Genomic DNA, 20,835 nt, shown 5'->3' with positions numbered 1-20,835 from the left:
TTCATTGAATATCGTTTCCCAAATATCGGAAATTTAAAAGGTAGTACCTTTGGTACTACCTCCTCCTCAATTTATAAAACTTCAAACTCTAACTCTATCACAAAACACAATCTAGTAATTCAAATACTTTAATGCCAAGAAATAATTACTAGAATACACACACCAGCCAGGAAAATTTTTTTCTCTTGCAACCTTATTGAGACTAATATAACTACTTCATCAAAGCTTTCGTTAAAATAGCTAACACAGCACGACGAACCTCATCATTGACTGGCATTGCCAGAACTCTCATCATTTTCTCTTCAAGAGAAAGATTCGTGCCTAAAATTCCATATGACCAGTGTTCAAAACGTTGCTTTTCATCCATGATAATAGTCGCATCTTGAACTAATTCAAAGATTAATTGATCAACATCAATTTCTTGATGATATAAATCTTGATGACGAACTTCGATAATACTATCAGCAGAATCAACCGTTACTGATAAAGTTCTTGTAACTACATCATAATTAAAGTCTGATTCTTCACCATTCAAGAAACATTCACAGTCTGATGCTACACCTCTAAACTTCACTGTATACTGACGATTTACTGGAATCACATTTAAATCACCAACGGGTTCATTAATCTTAAATATCAATTTAGTATCTGATGCTTCTAAATCAAAAGTCGTTAATACACTGTGTCCCGCTTCATACTCACGACTAATACCATCATCTTCGTACATCGTGAATGAATTACTAGCTCCACCAAATACAACTAACTCTAAATGCTCTGGATTATCAATCTGATTTGTTTGTTCTAGTTTGGCCATTGGAACAATGGCTCCTGCCTTGGCGAATACCGGAATCTCTTCAAGTTTACCGTACATCGCATAAATATTATCTCCACGGTACGCCTCACCTGTGAAGAAATCAAACCACTGACCGCGTGGTAACCAAACCTCTTTAAACGTACGATTTAAAACTTTACTACGTGGCGCGGTAAATGGTGCCACCATTAACTCACTACCATAATAATATTGATCTTTATACTCATATGCTTTTCCATCATGCGGATGCTCAAAATACATCGGCGTAATAAACGGTAAAGACTCCGTCATATTGCGGTATGACATCGTATAAATATAAGGTACTAATTGATGACGAAGATTTAAGAACGATTTCGCCACCTCATACGCTTCATGAGAATGACGCCAAGGTTCTCGTCGATTAAAGATTCCTTTTGATGTATGAAGTCGATTAATCGGACTAAACACCCCATATTGCACCCAACGAGCATACAACTCAGAATCATCGATTCCCATAAAATGACCTCCGATATCGTGGCTCCACCATCCATACGCAACATTTGCGGCTGTTGACGTAAAGTATGGCTGATACGCAAGCGAATCCCAAGTCACAACCGTATCACCTGAGAAACCAATTGGATAACGATGACCTCCAAGACCTGGCCAACGAGAGAACGTAAATGGACGTTTCGATCCATCACGACCTAAATCATAATAATGCAAGTGGTTTAAGAAATATAATGGATCTAATCCCTTCATCGAAGAATTCGTTCCCTGTTGCCAGTCAATCCACCAAAAATCAACGCCTTCGTCCTCAAGTGGATGATGAACTTTCTCAAAATAGGCTTTCATAAACTTAGGACTTGAAATATCAAATGGCACAGGTTGTTCCGAGGAAACATCAACTCCCATATACTTAGCAACACTTTCATAACAATCTTCATGACCACGAATTCCATCAGCGGGGTGTAAATTAAGTGACGTTCTTAACCCCTTATCATGTAACCAAGTCATAAATGCTTTAGGGTCTTTGAATAAGTTTTTATTCCAGGTATAGCCCGTCCATCCACTACCGTACTTCGGATCAATATTTACATTGTGCCAGTCCATATCAATAATACAAACCGATAATGGGATTCCCTCAGATTCAAAACGATTCATTAACCCCTCTAGTTCTGTATCTGAATATTCCCAATAACGACTCCACCAGTTACCAAGTGCATATCGTGGTAATAATTGAGTGCGCCCTGTTAACTTACAATAATCTGCAATACATTCTTTGTAGGCAGTCCCATATCCAAAGAAATAAAGATCCGTTGAATTCGTTGTTCTTGGTTCTAACCAAGACGCTTCGTTAAACACAAGTGATTTTGAATCATCAATGATGACATATCCCTCGCGTGAATTTAAACCTTTTTCAAGTTTTAAGGCACCATCAACAGCATCCAAAGTTCTCGCTGTTCCACCTAAGTTTGTCTGTTCTTCAGTTCCATAACGCCAAATTTGACAAGAATATTTTAATTCAATTGATAGGGTATCCCCACTAAATGGTTGTTCTTTTAAATATTTTAATCTTAAATGATCCGTTACAACTTCTAATATATGTTCATCTTCTTTAACAGAAAGTGCTGGGACTTCCTGTTCGCGATACCAAAATGTTTGACTTGGGCGATCCTCAAAGCAACCTGTCAGTGAGTATTCTAAACGAACAATACGAGATGTTAAAAATGCAATTCGATAACATGCTCCCTGAAAAACAGCCCCCTCATTTGCCATTGGTTTAAAATCCATTTTAAAATGTTTTTCAATGTAAGTTTCCATATGTGTTGCCCCCCTTGTATTTCGAATCGTCCTCATTATAAGACGATTCATAACAATTTGCAAGGGGTTTCTTGAAACGATTCACCTGATTTGAATATTGCTTTCGAAAGACTTGACTGCTATAATATCTGTAACAATTTGGAAAGTAGGGGGATTATTATGGAAACTTATCAAACAAGTGGCGTATGTTCAAAAGAAATTCAATTTGAAATTGAAGATAATAAAATTAAATCAGTTAATTTCATTGGTGGATGTCCAGGAAACTTAATCGGAATCTCTTCTTTAGTTAAAGGAATGAACGTAGAAGAAGCTATCCAAAAACTAAAAGGAATTCCTTGCCGTACAAAAGAAACTTCATGTCCTGATCAGCTTGCAAAAGCGTTGGAACAATACTTAGAACAAAAATAAAAGCTGTATCTTACGATACAGCTTTTACTTTTGCGATGCTCTTTTTTCAAAAATTTTAACCACTTGAAATGATAAAAACATGACAATAACTACCCCAAAGAATAACCCTGTATTACGAGTCAAACTAATGACTTGTTTAACATCTAAATAAATAATTCCAATCGATGCTAATAGCCAAAAAACACTTAAAATCATATTAATTCGTTTAAAATCCATAACCATCATCCCCGCTTCTTTTTCTCTATTTTATCAATTTAAAAAGGCGATGTCACCAAAACATCGCCTTTTTTCTTATTTTGTGAAACCCTTTGCAGCTTTTAATGTGTTAAATAATAACATCGTAATCGTCATCGGTCCAACTCCACCCGGAACAGGTGTAATATAAGAAGCTTTCGGTTCAACTGTATCAAAATCAACATCTCCTACAAGCTTTCCTGTTTCAAGTCGATTAATTCCAACATCGACAACAACGGCTCCTTCTTTCACCATATCAGCTGTGACAAAATGAGGACGCCCAATCGCAACAATTAAAATATCTGCCATCTGCGTTAACATACTTAAATTTTGAGTACGCGAATGACAAACGGTTACCGTTGCATTTTCTTCAAGTAATAATTGGACAAGTGGCTTTCCAACAATATGACTACGTCCAATGATAACAGCATGGCGACCTTCTATTTCGATATCATAAGCTTTCAATAATCCGATAACACCTGCCGGTGTACATGGTTTTAATGAATCAAGCCCTGATGCTAGGCATCCGACTTGATATGGATGGAATCCATCGACATCTTTCTTCACATCAATCGCAGAAATGATGTGATCTTCATTGATATGTTTTGGTAATGGCAACTGCACTAAAATCCCATGAACCGAATCATCTTGATTTAAAACATCGATTTGAGCTAATAAATCTGCTTCTGTTATTGTATCTGCTAACTCGATAACCGTCGACTTAAATCCTACCGCTTCACATGAACGCTTTTTATTGCGAACATAGGTCATCGAAGCAGGATTATTTCCAACAATCACAACCACTAAATGAGGCTGAATTCCTGTTTCTTCAACAAATTTTTCTGTTTGAACTTTTAAATCCTCACGTAAATCTTCAGATACCTTTTTTCCATCAATAATTGTGGCCATAAACTGCCTCCTATTCATATAAAGGGAAACGTCCTGTTAATCCTAAAACAGATTGACGAATTTCATCTAATTTTGCTTCATCTTCATGATATGTTAACGCATCTGCGATATATCCTGCTAACTCAACCATCTCAGCTTCCTTAAATCCACGAGTTGTCACAGCTGGTGTTCCTAAACGAATACCGCTTGTGATGAATGGTTTTTCAGTATCAAATGGGATTGTATTTTTATTACATGTAATCGCAACACGATCAAGTAAGTGCTCAGCATATTTCCCTGTTAATCCAAATGTTGATTTAACATCGACTAACATTAAGTGATTATCTGTTCCACCTGATACAATACGAAGCCCACGTTTTGCAAGTTCTTCAGCTAACACTTTCGCATTTTTAATGACTTGAGATTGATACTCATTAAATTCTTCTGTCAAAGCTTCCCCAAAAGCGACTGCTTTCGCCCCAATAACGTGCATTAAAGGTCCACCTTGAATTCCTGGAAACACCACTTTATCGAGTTTTGTCGCAATTTCTTCATCATTCGTTAAAATCATACCACCACGTGGACCACGTAACGTTTTATGAGTTGTTGTCGTTACAATATGAGCGTATGGAACTGGATTTTCATGTAATCCTGCTGCCACAAGTCCTGCGATATGAGCCATATCTACCATTAAGTATGCCCCAACTTCGTCAGCAATTTCACGGAACTTTTTAAAATCAATCGCACGAGGATAAGCCGATGCTCCCGCTACAATTAATGCCGGCTTAACTTCTAACGCAATGCGACGAACTTCTTCATAATCAATCATTTCAGTCTCTTTATCTACCCCATACTCAAAGAACTCATAATCTTTTCCAGAGAAATTAAGTGGATGTCCATGAGTTAAATGTCCACCGTGACTTAAATTCATACCTAATACTTTCGCCCCAGGCTCTAACACTGCACGATATGCCCCCATATTCGCAGAAGACCCAGAATGAGGTTGCACGTTAGCAAACTTAGCTCCAAATAACTGCTTAGCGCGATCCCTTGCAATATCCTCAATCGTATCAACAAATTCGCATCCACCATAGTAACGTTTACTTGGATATCCTTCAGCATATTTATTCGTTAAAATTGATCCTTGAACTTTCATCACTTCTTCTGAAACATAATTTTCAGACGCAATTAACTCAACATTTTCACGTTGACGCTTTAATTCTAAATTTAAGGCTTGTTCTACAGCCGTATCTTTCATACACATCACTCCAATTAATCTATTCATAACGTCATTATTACATATGACAACAAATAATAATATTAAAATACAATTTTTTTATTTTATCACTTTTAGTATATGGAAAACTACAAAAATGTTTATAAAAGTCAAAAAAGTATCTGACAATTCAGACACTTTTTATAATGTATAATTAAGTTTTATAAATATATTCTTTTCAATAACACATTTCTTTCCTTCAAATTTCTGTTTTAATCTGCGTCCTTCAATATAGGTCTTCGTAACATTGACTAAAAATTGTTGACCATTCTGCTCCACTAAATAGTAGGCACTCATATCATTTAACGAATCCACCATTTCTAAAACGCCAGGTTCCGTTAAAAAATCAATCATAGCTTCCATCTTATTTAATTTTTTTCTTCGTATAAGTGGATAAATAACCATTGCCTTTGGATACTTTTCTTTTACCACCATATCATATTTAGAACGAGCTTTTCCTGTTTTTTTGTACTTCTCAATATCAATCTCTTCCTTTAGAACAATTGAACCAATTTTCTCATCCATAGCTAACAAAGAATCTAAGCTCACATTAAATAATTTTGCGATTGCCTGCAAATTATGAATATCCGGTATTCCTTTATCAGACTCCCACTTCGTAACTGCTTGTCTTGAAACACTTAATTTTTCAGATAATTGTTCCTGTGATAATCCTCCCGCTTGGCGATATTTTTTTATTTTTTCTCCTAATGTCATCGTCATCTTACCTCCTGTCTAAATAATGAACACATCATACTATGCTAAATATAAAATGGCTAACAAAATAATATAACATAACCGCTACTTACCGTAGCATGACCATTATTAATGATTTAAATAGATAAAAAAAGTGCCTTATAGTAGAAACACTTTTCTACAACAAGACACTTAGATGTGAAGTCGATAAGATATAATTATCTTATTCAGACTATTATTTTTTTACAGTGGAGCATCTGATTCACCACGCGGAGGCTCATCTTCTTTTTGATGTGGGAAAGTAAGCGAAGACCACTTTTGACCTCACACTATTATGTTATCCACATCTACTTTTTTTATACCTTAGTTAACTCAGTTTTTACTTCTCTCTCTTAGAATATTTCATAATAACGATGCCATCTTCAACAGTATAGTATTGCAAACTTAAGTCTATCTTAGGATTATTTCCAAGAAACAAAGGTCTTCCTTTACCTAAAATAGTTGGAATAATCCCTATTATATACTCATCTATGATATCGGCTTTTAAAAAATGATCAACCAAAACTCCTCCACCGAATAAGAAGATATTTTTACCTTCATTTCTTAAATTTACAATCGGCGTACATACATCTCCATTTATAAAATGATAATAATCATAATCCGTTATATCTTGCGAAGTGGCAACATAGATAGGTTTATCTTTAAAATCTTTATGAAATCCTTGATTATAACAATTTTTTCCCATAACGACGATATCAATCTCTTCTAAAAACTTCTTATAATCCCATTTTAAATCAGTATTGAGTGCAGAGTTTCCATCCCCAACAATCCATTCAAAACCACCATTTTCATCTGCAATGTATCCATCTAAACTAATGGCTAAATTTAATACTATTTTTCCAGACATCTATTAATCCTCACCTTCTACTACCTTCACTATAACCTATAATAACCGATATTTTATGTCAGGTTCAAATCATCTACTTTTTGAGCTATTTATAGAAATTAAGAAAACGTGGATCTAATAAAAAATGACTTGCCATAGAATTTACTTTCTATAACAAGTCATTTTATTTTGGGAGTTTAAAAGTTTAATAACTGTCATCAAAAAACTTTTTCAGATTTTAGCTGTTTATCGTGGTAAATCCACAAACGCCACGCAACGGTCGATTCTTATTATTAGAGTGGGATTATCGACAACACCACTTCAACTCCACAATCATAGTGTCTTCAAAAATTTAAATATTATACTCTAATCAAATAAAAAGTGTCTTATCATAGAAATACTTTTCTATAACAAGACACCCGATGTGAAGTCGATAAGATACAAATATCTTATTCAGATACTTACTTTTTTACAGTGGGCTATCTGATGCGCCACGCCAAAGCTAATCTTGTTTATTACAGTGGGAAGATTAGGAAGACCACTTTGACTCCACATTTATAATATCTCCAATTAACCAAAAAACTATACTTAAAATAAAAGAAAATGACCTATCATAGAAGCACTCTTCTATAATAAGTCACTTTCATAACCGTTCAGAGCCAAGAAGTCCGACACACTTGTCAAACCTTTTAGATATTTCTATTTATAGTGGGCTATCTAGACGCCACTCTACGATCGACATAATTATTACAGTGGGTTAGTCGATATAGGCCACTTTGACTCCTAATTATAATATGCTCAATCAAAAAAAGATTATTCGACAAAAATAAAAAAGATGCGACAAACACATCTTTTTTTTCGACTCTTTATTTTTTTTATATAGTGGGCTGCCGAATCACGCCACTCCATTACTGATCTCAAAATAATCATAGCAAAATACTTTCACAATGTCAAATTAAAACAAAGGTAACAACTAGGATTCCTCATTTATCCTAGTTGTTAACTACACATTTAACACAAAAAGTTATCCACAATTCAATTTTTCCTCATAGAAAAGTTTTGGCCGAACTTTTTTTATAAGGTATCAGATAAAGATGTTATAAAATTCAAACAGCAGATGATTGACTAATTTTTAAGCAATTAAAATCTAGAATTTTAGTCATTTCAGTTAAGAGAAAAACTATAATTTTGCGTCAGATTACAATCCAGCTGCGAGATGCAAAACACTGGTAAAGTTCGATAATCACCCGTGTTTATCGACACATCGGACTCTCATCACTTTCTTCGTGTGTTAAACACCTCTCTTTACCTTATAATAAATCTAGCCTCGATGAACAACTCCTCCATAAAGTTTTACCCCACTTGTGCTTTTCAAGCACTTTGGTGGTTAAGCACTTTTGTTCGGAGTTAAACGTTCATCTCAGCCTTTTATGTAATCTAGTTTCGAGCAAAATCTCTATAAAGTCCAAACGACCTTTGCCTCAATTCTTGAGGCAAAAGCATTTGCTACGACTTTTACGAGCTTTTAAACGCTCGATTCACCCTTTTATATTATAATCCTAATCGTTCAAAGATTCCGTCTACTGATTTTAGGTGGTATGTGTGGTCGAAGCAGTCGTCTAAGTCTGCCGCGTCTAAATACTGGCATACTGTTTCATCAGCCTCAAGTAATGTACGGAATGATTGTCGTTCTTCCCATGCTTGCATCGCTTTAGGTTGTACTAAGTCATATGCTTTTTCACGAGCAAATCCTTTTTCGATTAGTTTTAACATTACACGTTGAGAGAAAATAACTCCGTGAGTTTTATTAATGTTTTCTAACATATTTTCTTCATAAACAGTTAAGTTATCAATAATATTTGTAAAACGATTTAACATATAATCAAGTAACATCGTTGCATCTGGTAAAATAATACGTTCAGCAGATGAATGTGAAATATCACGTTCGTGCCAAAGTGGAATATTTTCATAAGCTGTTACCATGTATCCGCGTAACACACGAGCACATCCAGCCATATTTTCTGAACCAATTGGGTTACGTTTATGTGGCATTGCTGAAGATCCTTTTTGTCCTTTGCGGAAGAACTCTTCTGCTTCACGAACCTCCGTACGTTGCAAATGACGGATTTCAACTCCCATTTTCTCAATAGAAGCTCCCACTAATGCAATCGCAGACATATAAGCAGCGTGACGATCACGTTGAAGAGTTTGAGTAGAAATTTTTGCTGACTGTATTCCTAACTTTTCGCACGTATAATCTTGTACGAAGAAAGGAATATTCGCATGAGTTCCAACTGCCCCTGAAATTTTACCCGCTTCAACTTCACGAGCCGCTTGTTCAAAACGAGCCTGGTTACGTTTCATCTCTTCATACCATAATGCTAATTTTAAACCAAACGTCGTAATCTCAGCATGAACACCGTGAGTACGTCCCATTTGCACAGTATGTTTATATTTTTTAGCTTTCTCTGCTAAAACATCAATAAAACGTTGAATATCTGCTCTTAAAATATCATTTGCTTGTTTTAATAAATATCCGTTTGCAGTATCAACAACATCAGTTGATGTTAAGCCATAGTGTACCCATTTTTTTTCTTCACCACAAGTTTCACTCACCGCACGTGTAAAAGCTACAACATCATGACGAGTTTCTTGTTCAATTTCATAAATACGATTTAAATCAAATGAAGCATTTTTCCATAGCTTTTCAACATCCTCCATTGGAATGTGTCCTAAATGAGCCCAAGCTTCACATGCTAAAATCTCAACTTTTAAATAAGACTCAAATTTATTTTGTTCTGTCCAAATAGCCGCCATTTCAGGGCGTGAATAACGTTCGATCATATGCCGCACCTCTCCTTTTCTACTTACCCTTTTATTTTAACTGAATTTTTCCAAAGTCACAATGAAAGATAAATTTTTTCTTTCATAATTTAATAAAAAAGAGCTAAATCAAATACGATTTAGCCCTTCTTATGTTCATGTGTTTTTTTCTTTTGTGGAGGTACTATACATGGTAACTTAACACTCATACAAACACCATTTTCGACATTTAAAGCCTCAACTGTCCCGTTATGAGCTAAAATAATCGTTTTAACAATGGCAAGCCCAAGTCCTGACTGACCTTGATCCCCCTTATAAAATCGATCAAATAAATAAGGTAAATCTTTCTGATCAATTTGAGGCCCATCATTAAACAAACGAATCTCAATCGTAGAACCCTCAACAATAGTTTCAATCACAATCTTCGATTTCGCATAGCGAATCGCATTCGTAATAATATTAGATAAAGCACGAATCATCTTATCATCATCAATCTTAACTTCAACCGGCTTATCTAGCTCCAATGAAAACTGAAGATTCTTATCCGCCACAATACTCGACATCTTCTGATGAAAACCATCTAAAAAAGCATTCACATCAACAAGCTGAAACTGATAACGATCATGTGTTGCATCCTCAAGCTTCGATAAATATAAAATAGACTCAACGAGAGTTCGAAGTGCATCACTCTCTTGTTGAATGACTTCAGCGGCCTCATCAATCGAGAAAATTCCATCCTTTAGTCCTTCAGCATACCCTTTAATATTCATCAGAGGCGTCTTTAACTCATGCGATGTATTCTCAAAGAACGCCTTACGTTTTCGATCATTTTTAACAATCGATTCCGCCATATGAACTAAATCTTCATCAAGCTCTTGAATCTCATCACCCGTAAAAATTGTCACCTCAGGTGCTTCAAGACTCTCCTGAAATCCGCGAACTTTATTTCTTAACAAATGAATCGGTCTTGAAATATTATTCTGAACATAGATCCCAAAGAATCCAGCAATCAACATACTCACTAAAGACGTAATAAATAAAATACTTAAATTCATTTGATTAAGTGCCGTAATCATACTCTTCTCACTTAACAAAATAATATCATAAGAATAAGGCCCAACATTAACCTCACCAGAAACTGTGACATAATTACGATTTAAATAATTAACATCACCTTCATGTGCATTTAAATCTTGAATCACCTCATCATTATCCCAATAAGTCAAAGAATCATTTTGAATAATAATGATATTCGATTGAACAAGCTTCATTAAATTATTACGAATCAATCCACCTATCGGCCAATATGGAGATTCATTATCCTTTAAATTCTTTGCAATAACATCTAACTCTTTCTCCATATCATATGTAATTCGATACGTCAAAAATTGATTCGATGACACCGTAAACAACGTAAATGATGTCATAATCGCAATCAAAATAATAATGATATAACTCCAAAACAACTTTCGATCAAGTCTCATAAGCTATCTCCTAAAAATTATCATCAATGCGATATCCATAACCCCAAACCGTTGTAATTTCAACTTGTGCATCGAAAGACTTTAATTTCTTTCTTAAACGTTTAACTAAATCATCAATCATTCGAGATTCTCCGACATAGTCATAACCCCAAATATTCTGAATTAAATTCTCACGAGTAAACGAAATATTCTTATTTTTAACTAAATAAGCTAACAACATATACTCATTATTCGTTAAAGATAACTCCTTATCCTTAACTGAACAAACACGTTTAGAGTCATCAATCTTTAAATCCTTAATTTGATAAGTCGTCGTCTCGTGGTCACTCACCATCACCGGTTCAATACGTCTAAAAATAATTTTTAAACGCACTAATAACTCACGTGGGCTAAAAGGTTTCGATAAATAATCATCTGCTCCAAGCTCAAGACCAATAATACGATCCACCGCCTCATCTTTTGCCGAAACGAAAATAATTGGAACTTGGCTTACAGTACGAATCTTCTTACATAAATCAAGCCCATCCATCGTACCTGGCATCATAATATCAAGTACGAGTGCATCGGGTTGTAGCATATTAAATGCCTCAAAAACATGCTCAGCATTCTTAAAAGCTGTTACCTTATATCCTTCCTTCTCTAAATATCTTAAAATTAATTGTCTAATATTTGCATCATCATCAATTACGAATACGTGTTTCATCTATTTCACCTCATTATAGTATTAACCTTTTAAAAAATCTTGCTTCAATAAAGCAAGATTTTTTATCTTTTATTGTCCATAAGTTGCTAGTAAGGCACGATCTTCAGTGATACCTTCTCCATATCCTGCAAACTGACCATCTTTAACTTTTAATAAAGTTGGTGTTCCTGAAATCTCAAGTTGTTGTGCAGATTGTGGAGTCACATTATTATTAGCATGACTATTATATGCTACAATCTCATTACTTTGATTAGTTGAAATCGTCCATCCTTCATTTGAAGGATAAAGAGCACGACTCTCACCCTCATTTAAAACTTCAACACCATTTTCCATCTTACCAATGACTTTTGTATAATCTAAATCATGGGCCTCCCAATCATACCAAGCATCTAAGTTTTCATCAGCTGCCATATCAACCACATAAACAGGAACATTCTCATCATTATGAGCTGCTACTAGTTCAGGACCAAACTGCTGACATAAACCACAAGTCTCCTGATAAAAGTACACATAATACTCAGAATCCTTCTGATCAAAGGCCTCTGTATAATTAATATGTTTAAAATCAGTAATCGAATTGACACTAGGAAAAAACATATTAACGCCAACTGCTATAATAACAACTGCAACTAAAGCAATTAAAATCTTCTTCATGACTATTACTCCTTATATAATCTAGTAATATCTAAATTTATTATAACTTAAAACTCCCTCTTATATTTGAAAAAAATGTGAAATATATGTAAAAACCAATTATTTCAAAGTAAACAACATCCCAAAATTAAATAACTCCTGAAGTCCCATTGGTAACTCAATATAACCTGCCGAAACTAAAAATGCAATTAATGCACAAACAACCGCCACAAATACAATCGTCTTCGTCACCATATTAAAAATGAACTTACATAAAAACGCAATAACTAACCCCACAATCAATCCTTGAATCAAACCATGCATCACAATATACTGATTGAAAGCCTCATTAAAAAAATAAAGACAAACAATAAAAATAATATAATACCACTTATTCATCCACGTATTCATCCCTTCTATAACTTTCATGTACTACCATTGTACAATATTTCCAAAAAAAAGCAACGTCTCAAAAACGACGTTGCTTCTCATATATCAAAAGTCCCCACTTTGATTTTCTATTTCTCACATATTACTGATAATCCGGTACCATCAATTATTCGCTTCCCCACGAATAACTAAATTCCCGCTACGAATTATCACTTGAAAGGATATCACCGCTTGTTGCGATGTCTAGAACGAATATGCCTTCAAACTTCTAACTCTAACCATATCCCTAATTACTCGCAACTTTCGTTGCTATCACTTAACTAGATATCGCCGCTTATTGCGACATATAGTCTAACTAACGATGCAAAGCACCGAGTTAGACTAATAATTCTTTCATTAAGATTGTTTGTTCACGGTCTGGACCAACACTGAAGATTGCAATTGGTGCTCCAACTAATTCTTCAATACGTCGTAAATAATTTTGAGCTGCTACTGGTAACTCTTCAAATGATGTTACTCCAGTAATATCTTCTTGCCATCCTGGCATCTCTTCATAAACTGGTACACAGCGTTCAAACTCACGAATTGTTGATGGAACATATTTGATTACTTGTCCATCTAACTCATAAGCCGTACAAATTTTTAATGTATCTAAACCTGATAAAACATCTAATAAGTTAACTGAGATTCCAGTTAATCCACTTACACGACGAGTATGAGAAACAACTACACTATCAAACCATCCAATACGACGAGGACGACCAGTTACCGTTCCATACTCACGTCCGATTTCACGAATACGTGCTCCAATCTCACAATGTAACTCAGATGGGAATGCACCTTCTCCAACACGAGTTGAATAAGCCTTAACAACCCCAATAACTTCATCAATCTTAGTAGGTCCAACTCCTAAACCAGTTGTAACTGCTCCAGCTGATGGGTTTGAAGACGTAACAAATGGATAAGTTCCATGATCCACATCAAGCATAACCCCTTGAGCCCCTTCAAATAAAACTTTTTTACCTTCAGTTAACGCCTCATCTAACTCATAAGAAGTATCTGTCACATAAGGACGAATAACCTCAGCATACTCACAATATTTTGTATAAATCTCTTCAAATGAGAATGTTGGCTTACCGTACTTCGCTAAAATCTCATTCTTAGCCGTTACTTGCTCAAGTAAAAGCTCAGCAAATAACTCCTTATCCATTAAATCTCCAATACGAATTCCACAACGTGCATACTTATCTGTATAGCAAGGTCCGATTCCACGCTTCGTTGTTCCAACCTTACGATCACCTTTTAACTCTTCTTGAAGACCATCTAACTCAATATGATAAGGGAAAATCACATGTGCTCTATTAGAAATACGAATATGATTAGTTGAAACTCCACCTTCATTTAGATACGCGATTTCTTCAAGTAATGCCTCAGGATTAATAACCATCCCATTTCCTAAAATAACTTTCTCAGCACTAAAAATTCCAGAAGGAATTAAACGTAACTTAAACTGTTGTCCGTTAAATTCAATCGTATGTCCTGCATTATTACCACCTTGATAACGAGCTACAATATCAGCACGTTGTGCTAAATAATCTGTAATCTTTCCTTTACCTTCATCTCCCCATTGAGTTCCTACAACTACTACTGTCTTTGTCATTTTAATATCCACCTTTCAATTAATAACGTTCTAAAATTTGACGAGCTACCCAAACACCACTTGCTCCAGCTTGTGCAAGACCACGCGTTACACCAGCGCCATCTCCACCAACGAATAATCCTTTAACCTTTGTTTCAAATTTATCATTAATCTCAGGACGTGCTGAGTAGAACTTTGCCTCTACTCCGTAGAATAACGTATGTTCTGATGCAATCCCTGGTGTTACATGATCTAACGCCTCAGTCATCTCAATCAATGACTTCATTGTGTTATATGGAAGAACTAATCCTAAGTCACCTGGTACAGCTTCTTTTAACGTTGGATCAACAAATCCTTCTTTCAAACGTTTCTCAGTCGTACGACGCCCTCTTAAAATATCACCATATTTTTGAACAATAATCGATCCATTTGACAATTTATTTGCTAAATGAGATACCTCATGTGCAAACTCATTTGGTTGATCAAACGGCTCTTCAAACGTATGTGATACTAATAAAGCAAAGTTCGTATTCTTACTTCCAAGCTTTGGATCCTTATACGCATGTCCATTTGCCAACATCGTTCCCGAATGATTTTCAACTACAACATGTCCTGAAGGATTTGAACAGAACGTACGAACTACCGTTCCAACACTCGTACGATACATAAACTTTCCTTCATACAAATGCTCATTAATCTCTTGCATAACAATATCAGATGTCTCAACACGAACCCCAATATCCACCTGTAAATTCTTCATTGGAATTCCTTGACTATTCATCACATCTTTTAACCACACAGATCCATCACGACCAGGGGCTAGGAAAACATATTTCGTTTCCATCACTTCACCATTGGCTAATAACACACCTTTTACTTCCCCATCCTCAGTTAAAACCTCTTTAACTTCGGTCTTGAAGTGATAATCTACGCGATCCTTCAATTCCTCATAAATACTCTTTAAAATTTCTAAGTTTTGTTCAGTTCCTAAATGACGAACCTTCGCACGTAATAGCTTCAGTCCAACTGCATAACCACGCTTCTCAATCTCACGTACTTTATCAGTCGTTGGATCCGTAATATCAGTCGTTGCCCCATGCTCTAAGTTAATTCCATCCACATAATCAATTAAATCTTCAACCACTGAATTTGATAAATAATCTGTCATCCATCCACCAAACTCATGTGTAATATTAAACTTTCCATCTGAATAAGCACCTGCTCCACCAAACCCATTCGTAATTGAACAAGCTGGCATACATCCCACATGATCCTTAATCACTGGACATTTCTTAATTTTATGTTCAAGAATTGGACATCTTCTCTTGTAAATATCTAATCCTTTATCGACTAATGCTACTTTTAAATTTTCATTTTTCTTAGATAACTCATACGCTGCAAAAATTCCTGCAGGCCCTGCACCAACAATAACCACATCATACTTACTCATCAATTTCTCAGCTCTCCTTCTAACTAATCTGGTATATACCAAACAAAAAGCACTCTATGCGAACATAGAGTGCTATACGTTTAAAATATATATTAAATTTATCAATTTAGTTTCCAAATTAGTCATCTTCATTTTTAAGTCACCTTTGAAAATAGGATTTAACATTTACATTATACCAAAAAACTCTATCAACACAACCCCTACTTTGAAAAAATATTAAATTGATTGCGACCATTCTTCTTACTTTTATAAAGAGCCTGGTCTGCCTCATGATATAACATCTCCATCCCACAATCCTGACCTTCATATATTGTAACACCAATTGAAGCTGTAACCTTTAAATCCTCACTATAATCAAACATCTCCTCTTGAATAGCCTCTAAAACCGTACAAACCTTAGCAATATCATCCATCATCAGACAAAGTACAAACTCATCTCCACCTAATCGACAAATAATATCACCTTTTCTTGTACAACTCTTAATCGTATAGGCCACATGCTCAATTACCTTGTCTCCAATCAAATGGCCATACGTATCATTAATCGATTTAAAATAATCAATATCAAAAATGATAAAAGCAAAGTGTTGACGCCTCTTCAAAACCTTATTCATCTCATTTTCATATCCCACTCGATTTAAAAGACCTGTTGCATAATCTGTATACTTCAAATACTCCGTCTTCTTATCCATATACCTTTGACGATATAACACACCAATAACACCCATCGTTACAATAAAAACCCCCAATAAAAGAAGCCGTTGTTGCTGCATCGAATAAAGGTTATCACGAAGCTTTGACATCTCATACAAATACATCTCAGTCGCTAACAAAGTTGAATACTTATCATCTAAAAAATCGCGCTTGCTAATCGCATCAAATAAATTCTTATAAAATGGATCATCCTGCACTAATAAAGAAAACGTATATTTGCCCATTTTCCCTTTTTGATACAACTCATACTGCTCAAAATAATCCAAATAAACAGGATCCATCACCAAATATTGAATCTCATGATCCAACGACTCAATTAAATGAGTAAGCGTACTATCAATGACAAATCCCCTTGAATTTAAATGATTAAAATTCAAAAAACCCTGACTATAAACAATCGGACCTAAAATACTCCCAATCTTAACAGAGCTATTCTTACTAATTTCATCGTGAATCAACAACTGATCGTAATTCGCATATGCATTAAGCTGTCCTTGATAAACATCATATCCATCACTAACAAAATCAAAATTAAAAACGGGTAAAATATCAATCTCACCACTATCATATAAACCCTTTAACTCCTCATACTCACCAAAAACAAACTCAAACTCCATACCAAAATTCGTCTTGATCTGCTTCACAATATAATCAAGCAAACCACCAACAGACTCACCATTTTGATACATAAACGGAGCTACATCATAAACACCAACTCGCATCATAGGCTTATCATAAAACAACCACTCATGCGTCTTCTTATCAATATCATACAACTTACTATTCAGTGAATTTTGATGATTCATAAATGTATCCGCATACTCCTCAACCGTCTGCATTCGTGCCATGACCTTATTCAAAATCGAAATTAAATTGCGTTTATCCGAAACAAAATACCAAGCTGAACCACTATACTCAGACACCTTCACCTCACGCAACTCATTCACTGCACTCTGATACATAAACAAATCACCTGGCACAAAAATACAATCAACCTCACCCATATCAAGCGCCTCATACAATCTAATATAATTCGGATACTCCACAAAGGAATCTAAATACTTTCCAATATTAGAATCATTATAAACAACCCCGACCCTTTTCCCCGTTATTTCGTCTAAACTCTTTATATCACTAGATGAATTTACAAAAAAAGTATACTCAAACTCATGAATCGGACTACTATAAAATAAATTCCCGTAATCATCTAACCTACCCGAAATCATCACATCCACAATTCCAAAATCAATAACATCCCTATTCTGCTTCACCTCAGTCACAGGTACCGAATACAAATACTTATCCGTGGCTACATTAAATTCCTGGGAAATATCAGTCACCACACCCTTTAAAGAACTAGAAAAATACGAATAATTCAAAGGTGTAATCGAAGCTGGATATCCTATAATATATTTAATTTGAGTAGAATTTTCCAACCAAATTTCTTCATTTTCAGACAAACTCACTGATGTTACCACATCAGTTGCTAGAACATCCATACAACCCAAGAATAACAAAACAAATAAAACAATAACCTTCTTCATCTCATAACCCCTATTATGAATACGTTTTAATTATATTATAAAATTTTCCATACAGTACAACAAGACCTAATGAAAAAAAGAAGGTATTATCCCTTCTTTTTTTCCAACCACTCTTTAATTTTCACTAAATCTTCTTCACAAATGCCATGTAAATCATAGCATTTATCCAAAGAATAAATATAAAACCTATAAAAACCTCTAATAAATTCAACATCCTCAAAAGCACTAATATCAGAACTATTAATCACACAATTTGGAATAACTAGAGCATTCTCCTTAAACACATAAGAAACCCCACAATAATAATGCTTATGAATCGTAGGAACTAATAGCAAAACAATAGATACCACAAAGATAGGTAAATTTACTAACGCAAGAACAAATAAATAATATCCAAAAGACTGCTCATCTAACATCAACCTTACATACTGGGCAACAAAATAAAAATTAACAATTAAAAGTAAAATTCCAAAATAAATAAACTTTCTTTTCGATCTAGCAATACTAACTACATTGGGTTTAATGCTAAACTCAGACATCATATCACCTATTTTTGTTCATTACTATAAGTAATTGCCGCATTAATAAACTCACGGAATAAAGGTTGTGGACGTTGAGGACGAGATAAGAATTCCGGATGGAATTGTCCAGCAACAAACCAACGATGTTCAGGAATCTCAATAATCTCAACTAACCCAGTTTGAGGATTAATACCAGAGAACACTAACCCAGCATCCTCTAAAATAGCCTTATACTGATTATTAAACTCATAACGATGACGGTGACGCTCCTTAACATTTACAGACTGATAAGCCTCAAATGCCTTAGTCCCTTCAGTTACTCTACAATCATATAACCCTAAACGTAAAGTACCTCCCATCTCAATCCCTTCATATTGATCTGGTAAATAATCAAATAAAGCATAAGCAGCTTTCTCATCAAACTCAGTCGAATTAGCTCCTTCTAATTTAGCAACATGACGAGCATACTCAATTGCAGCAATTTGCATCCCTAAACAAATTCCGAAATAAGGTACATTATTTTCACGAGCAAACTGACATGCTAAAATCTTACCTTCAACACCGCGATTTCCAAATCCACCAGGAACTAAAATACCATCAACATCAGCAAAGATTTCAGCAACAGACTCCTCAGTCACTTTCTCAGAATCTACCCATTTAATCTTAACCTTCTTACCATAATGATATCCGGCATGTTTTAACGCCTCAACCACTGATAAATAAGCATCTGGCAATGCTACATATTTACCAACTAACGCGATATTTACATCGCCTTCTAAATAACGCACAACATTAATTAACTCTTCCCATTCAGACATATCAGCCTCAGGAACCTCGATTCCGAAATGTTTACAAACATAATCATCTAACCCTTGAGCCTTTAAGTGCATTGGCACTTCATATAAAATTTCTGCATCAATACACTGTACAACAGCTTCCTTAGGAACATTACAGAATGAAGAAATCTTCTCTTTAACATGATCTTCAATATCAACTTCTGTACGTAAAACAATCACATCAGGTTGAATTCCTAAAGATAATAATTCTTTTACACTATGTTGCGTTGGCTTAGTTTTAATTTCACCTGCAACCTTTAAGAAAGGTACTAGAGTATTATGAATATATAAAGTATTATGATATCCAAAATCTTTACGGGCTTGTCTAATAGCCTCTAAAAAAGGTAAAGATTCAATATCACCAACTGTTCCACCAATCTCAGTAATAATAACATCTGCACCACTATCCTGTGCTGCAGCAAGTAGCTTAGACTTAATTTCATTAGTAATATGTGGAATTACTTGCACAGTTGCTCCTAAATACTCACCACGGCGCTCCTTTTCAATTACGTTTGAATAAACACGCCCTGTAGTAATATTTGAGTTTTGTGATAAATTTTCATCAATAAAACGCTCATAATGACCTAAATCTAAATCAGTCTCCGCTCCATCATCCGTTACAAATACTTCACCATGTTGGTATGGACTCATAGTTCCTGGATCAACATTAATATACGGATCAAATTTTTGCATAAAAACTTTTAAACCTCTATTTTTTAATAAACGCCCAAGAGAAGATGCCGTAATTCCTTTTCCTAAAGATGAAACAACTCCTCCTGTAACAAATATATATTTTGTCATATTAAAATCCTCCTGTACTCAATTTCCTACATAAAAAAAATAAGCCCTCCACTAGTGGAGAGCTATGCATCTATTTTTAAGGCTCTTGACTATATTATCAGAAAAAAAATAATAATACAACATTAAAAATAAAATATATCTAAATAATAATATATTCTAACTATAAAAATTCACGTAAAGATCATTGAAAGAAATGTTTTTTCTTCATTACTCTTCTGAATCCCTGTTCTTCATTTCCTGATTTTTCGCACAAAAAAAGCACTCTTTCGAGTGCACTATTCGCTATTGGAGCGGGTGAAGA

At 34.8% G+C, this 20,835-nt stretch carries 17 protein-coding genes; 1 reads left to right on the top strand and 16 read right to left on the bottom strand.

Features of this window, described 5'->3' with window-relative positions; all coding sequences use genetic code 11:
- Positions 1-211: 211 nt before the first annotated feature.
- Positions 212-2,611 carry a glycoside hydrolase family 31 protein gene (locus tag QWC74_RS08450; protein WP_055164448.1) on the bottom strand — a complete coding sequence of 800 codons (2,400 nt, stop codon included), beginning with the start codon at positions 2,609-2,611 and terminating at the stop codon, positions 212-214.
- Positions 2,612-2,770: 159 nt separating this feature from the next.
- Between QWC74_RS08450 and QWC74_RS08445 the strand changes: the two genes are divergently transcribed.
- Positions 2,771-3,019: a TIGR03905 family TSCPD domain-containing protein gene (locus QWC74_RS08445; RefSeq protein WP_006785888.1), complete on the top strand. Its 249-nt coding sequence runs from the start codon at positions 2,771-2,773 to the stop codon at positions 3,017-3,019.
- A gap of 24 nt (positions 3,020-3,043) precedes the next feature.
- On the opposite strand, the gene QWC74_RS08440 is transcribed toward QWC74_RS08445, so the two are convergent.
- From QWC74_RS08440 to QWC74_RS08370, 15 genes are all read right to left on the bottom strand, one after another.
- Positions 3,044-3,235, bottom strand: coding sequence for a hypothetical protein (locus QWC74_RS08440; protein ID WP_006785887.1), 192 nt, complete (start codon positions 3,233-3,235; stop codon positions 3,044-3,046).
- A gap of 75 nt (positions 3,236-3,310) precedes the next feature.
- On the bottom strand, positions 3,311-4,162 hold the full coding sequence (gene folD, locus QWC74_RS08435) for a bifunctional methylenetetrahydrofolate dehydrogenase/methenyltetrahydrofolate cyclohydrolase FolD (RefSeq protein ID WP_006785885.1): 852 nt from the start codon (positions 4,160-4,162) through the stop codon (positions 3,311-3,313).
- A 10-nt stretch (positions 4,163-4,172) separates the two neighbouring features.
- Positions 4,173-5,399: a serine hydroxymethyltransferase gene (glyA, locus tag QWC74_RS08430; RefSeq protein ID WP_006785884.1), complete on the bottom strand. Its 1,227-nt coding sequence runs from the start codon at positions 5,397-5,399 to the stop codon at positions 4,173-4,175.
- A 159-nt stretch (positions 5,400-5,558) separates the two neighbouring features.
- A complete protein-coding gene (locus QWC74_RS08425; protein ID WP_006785883.1) occupies positions 5,559-6,137 on the bottom strand; it encodes a helix-turn-helix transcriptional regulator in 579 nt (192 codons plus the stop codon).
- A 352-nt stretch (positions 6,138-6,489) separates the two neighbouring features.
- Positions 6,490-7,017, bottom strand: coding sequence for a dihydrofolate reductase family protein (locus tag QWC74_RS08420; protein ID WP_006785882.1), 528 nt, complete (start codon positions 7,015-7,017; stop codon positions 6,490-6,492).
- Between the two features lie 1,530 nt (positions 7,018-8,547).
- The gene (purB, locus tag QWC74_RS08415) at positions 8,548-9,840 is read right to left on the bottom strand and encodes an adenylosuccinate lyase (RefSeq protein ID WP_009606277.1); all 1,293 of its coding nucleotides are present in this window, start codon (positions 9,838-9,840) and stop codon (positions 8,548-8,550) included.
- Between the two features lie 119 nt (positions 9,841-9,959).
- Positions 9,960-11,303, bottom strand: a complete 1,344-nt coding sequence (locus tag QWC74_RS08410; RefSeq protein ID WP_006783653.1) for a cell wall metabolism sensor histidine kinase WalK — start codon at positions 11,301-11,303, stop codon at positions 9,960-9,962.
- A 10-nt stretch (positions 11,304-11,313) separates the two neighbouring features.
- A complete protein-coding gene (locus QWC74_RS08405) occupies positions 11,314-12,006 on the bottom strand; it encodes a response regulator transcription factor (RefSeq protein WP_006783652.1) in 693 nt (230 codons plus the stop codon).
- 69 nt (positions 12,007-12,075) lie between these two features.
- On the bottom strand, positions 12,076-12,660 hold the full coding sequence (locus tag QWC74_RS08400) for a thioredoxin domain-containing protein (protein ID WP_006783651.1): 585 nt from the start codon (positions 12,658-12,660) through the stop codon (positions 12,076-12,078).
- A 99-nt stretch (positions 12,661-12,759) separates the two neighbouring features.
- Positions 12,760-13,038: a hypothetical protein gene (locus QWC74_RS08395; RefSeq protein WP_229040041.1), complete on the bottom strand. Its 279-nt coding sequence runs from the start codon at positions 13,036-13,038 to the stop codon at positions 12,760-12,762.
- A gap of 367 nt (positions 13,039-13,405) precedes the next feature.
- Positions 13,406-14,689: an adenylosuccinate synthase gene (locus QWC74_RS08390; RefSeq protein WP_006783649.1), complete on the bottom strand. Its 1,284-nt coding sequence runs from the start codon at positions 14,687-14,689 to the stop codon at positions 13,406-13,408.
- 19 nt (positions 14,690-14,708) lie between these two features.
- The gene (locus QWC74_RS08385; protein WP_006783648.1) at positions 14,709-16,121 is read right to left on the bottom strand and encodes an NAD(P)/FAD-dependent oxidoreductase; all 1,413 of its coding nucleotides are present in this window, start codon (positions 16,119-16,121) and stop codon (positions 14,709-14,711) included.
- A gap of 197 nt (positions 16,122-16,318) precedes the next feature.
- Entirely contained in the window at positions 16,319-18,376 is a 2,058-nt protein-coding gene (locus QWC74_RS08380) for a GGDEF domain-containing protein (protein WP_006783647.1), read from the bottom strand.
- A gap of 86 nt (positions 18,377-18,462) precedes the next feature.
- Positions 18,463-18,915: a hypothetical protein gene (locus QWC74_RS08375; RefSeq protein ID WP_006783646.1), complete on the bottom strand. Its 453-nt coding sequence runs from the start codon at positions 18,913-18,915 to the stop codon at positions 18,463-18,465.
- An 8-nt stretch (positions 18,916-18,923) separates the two neighbouring features.
- A complete protein-coding gene (locus tag QWC74_RS08370; protein WP_006783645.1) occupies positions 18,924-20,534 on the bottom strand; it encodes a CTP synthase in 1,611 nt (536 codons plus the stop codon).
- Positions 20,535-20,835: the final 301 nt, after the last annotated feature.

The organism is uncultured Turicibacter sp. (assembly GCF_938044715.1).
In the GTDB taxonomy this organism is placed as follows: Bacteria; Bacillota_I; Bacilli_A; order MOL361; family Turicibacteraceae; genus Turicibacter; species Turicibacter sanguinis.
This window is presented reverse-complemented; position numbering and strand designations above follow the sequence as displayed.

Excerpts from the sequence above, each read along its gene's own strand:
- QWC74_RS08420 (WP_006785882.1), bottom strand. The coding sequence starts at position 7,017 with ATGTCTGGAAAAATAGTATTAAATTTAGCCATTAGTTTAGATGGATAC.
- QWC74_RS08410 (WP_006783653.1), bottom strand. The coding sequence starts at position 11,303 with ATGAGACTTGATCGAAAGTTGTTTTGGAGTTATATCATTATTATTTTG.
- QWC74_RS08370 (WP_006783645.1), bottom strand. The coding sequence starts at position 20,534 with ATGACAAAATATATATTTGTTACAGGAGGAGTTGTTTCATCTTTAGGA.
- QWC74_RS08405 (WP_006783652.1), bottom strand. The coding sequence starts at position 12,006 with ATGAAACACGTATTCGTAATTGATGATGATGCAAATATTAGACAATTA.
- QWC74_RS08380 (WP_006783647.1), bottom strand. The coding sequence starts at position 18,376 with ATGAAGAAGGTTATTGTTTTATTTGTTTTGTTATTCTTGGGTTGTATG.
- QWC74_RS08440 (WP_006785887.1), bottom strand. The coding sequence starts at position 3,235 with ATGGATTTTAAACGAATTAATATGATTTTAAGTGTTTTTTGGCTATTA.
- QWC74_RS08390 (WP_006783649.1), bottom strand. The coding sequence starts at position 14,689 with ATGACAAAGACAGTAGTAGTTGTAGGAACTCAATGGGGAGATGAAGGT.
- purB (WP_009606277.1), bottom strand. The coding sequence starts at position 9,840 with ATGATCGAACGTTATTCACGCCCTGAAATGGCGGCTATTTGGACAGAA.
- folD (WP_006785885.1), bottom strand. The coding sequence starts at position 4,162 with ATGGCCACAATTATTGATGGAAAAAAGGTATCTGAAGATTTACGTGAG.
- glyA (WP_006785884.1), bottom strand. The coding sequence starts at position 5,399 with ATGAAAGATACGGCTGTAGAACAAGCCTTAAATTTAGAATTAAAGCGT.
- QWC74_RS08450 (WP_055164448.1), bottom strand. The coding sequence starts at position 2,611 with ATGGAAACTTACATTGAAAAACATTTTAAAATGGATTTTAAACCAATG.
- QWC74_RS08400 (WP_006783651.1), bottom strand. The coding sequence starts at position 12,660 with ATGAAGAAGATTTTAATTGCTTTAGTTGCAGTTGTTATTATAGCAGTT.
- QWC74_RS08395 (WP_229040041.1), bottom strand. The coding sequence starts at position 13,038 with ATGAATAAGTGGTATTATATTATTTTTATTGTTTGTCTTTATTTTTTT.
- QWC74_RS08375 (WP_006783646.1), bottom strand. The coding sequence starts at position 18,915 with ATGTCTGAGTTTAGCATTAAACCCAATGTAGTTAGTATTGCTAGATCG.
- QWC74_RS08425 (WP_006785883.1), bottom strand. The coding sequence starts at position 6,137 with ATGACGATGACATTAGGAGAAAAAATAAAAAAATATCGCCAAGCGGGA.
- QWC74_RS08445 (WP_006785888.1), top strand. The coding sequence starts at position 2,771 with ATGGAAACTTATCAAACAAGTGGCGTATGTTCAAAAGAAATTCAATTT.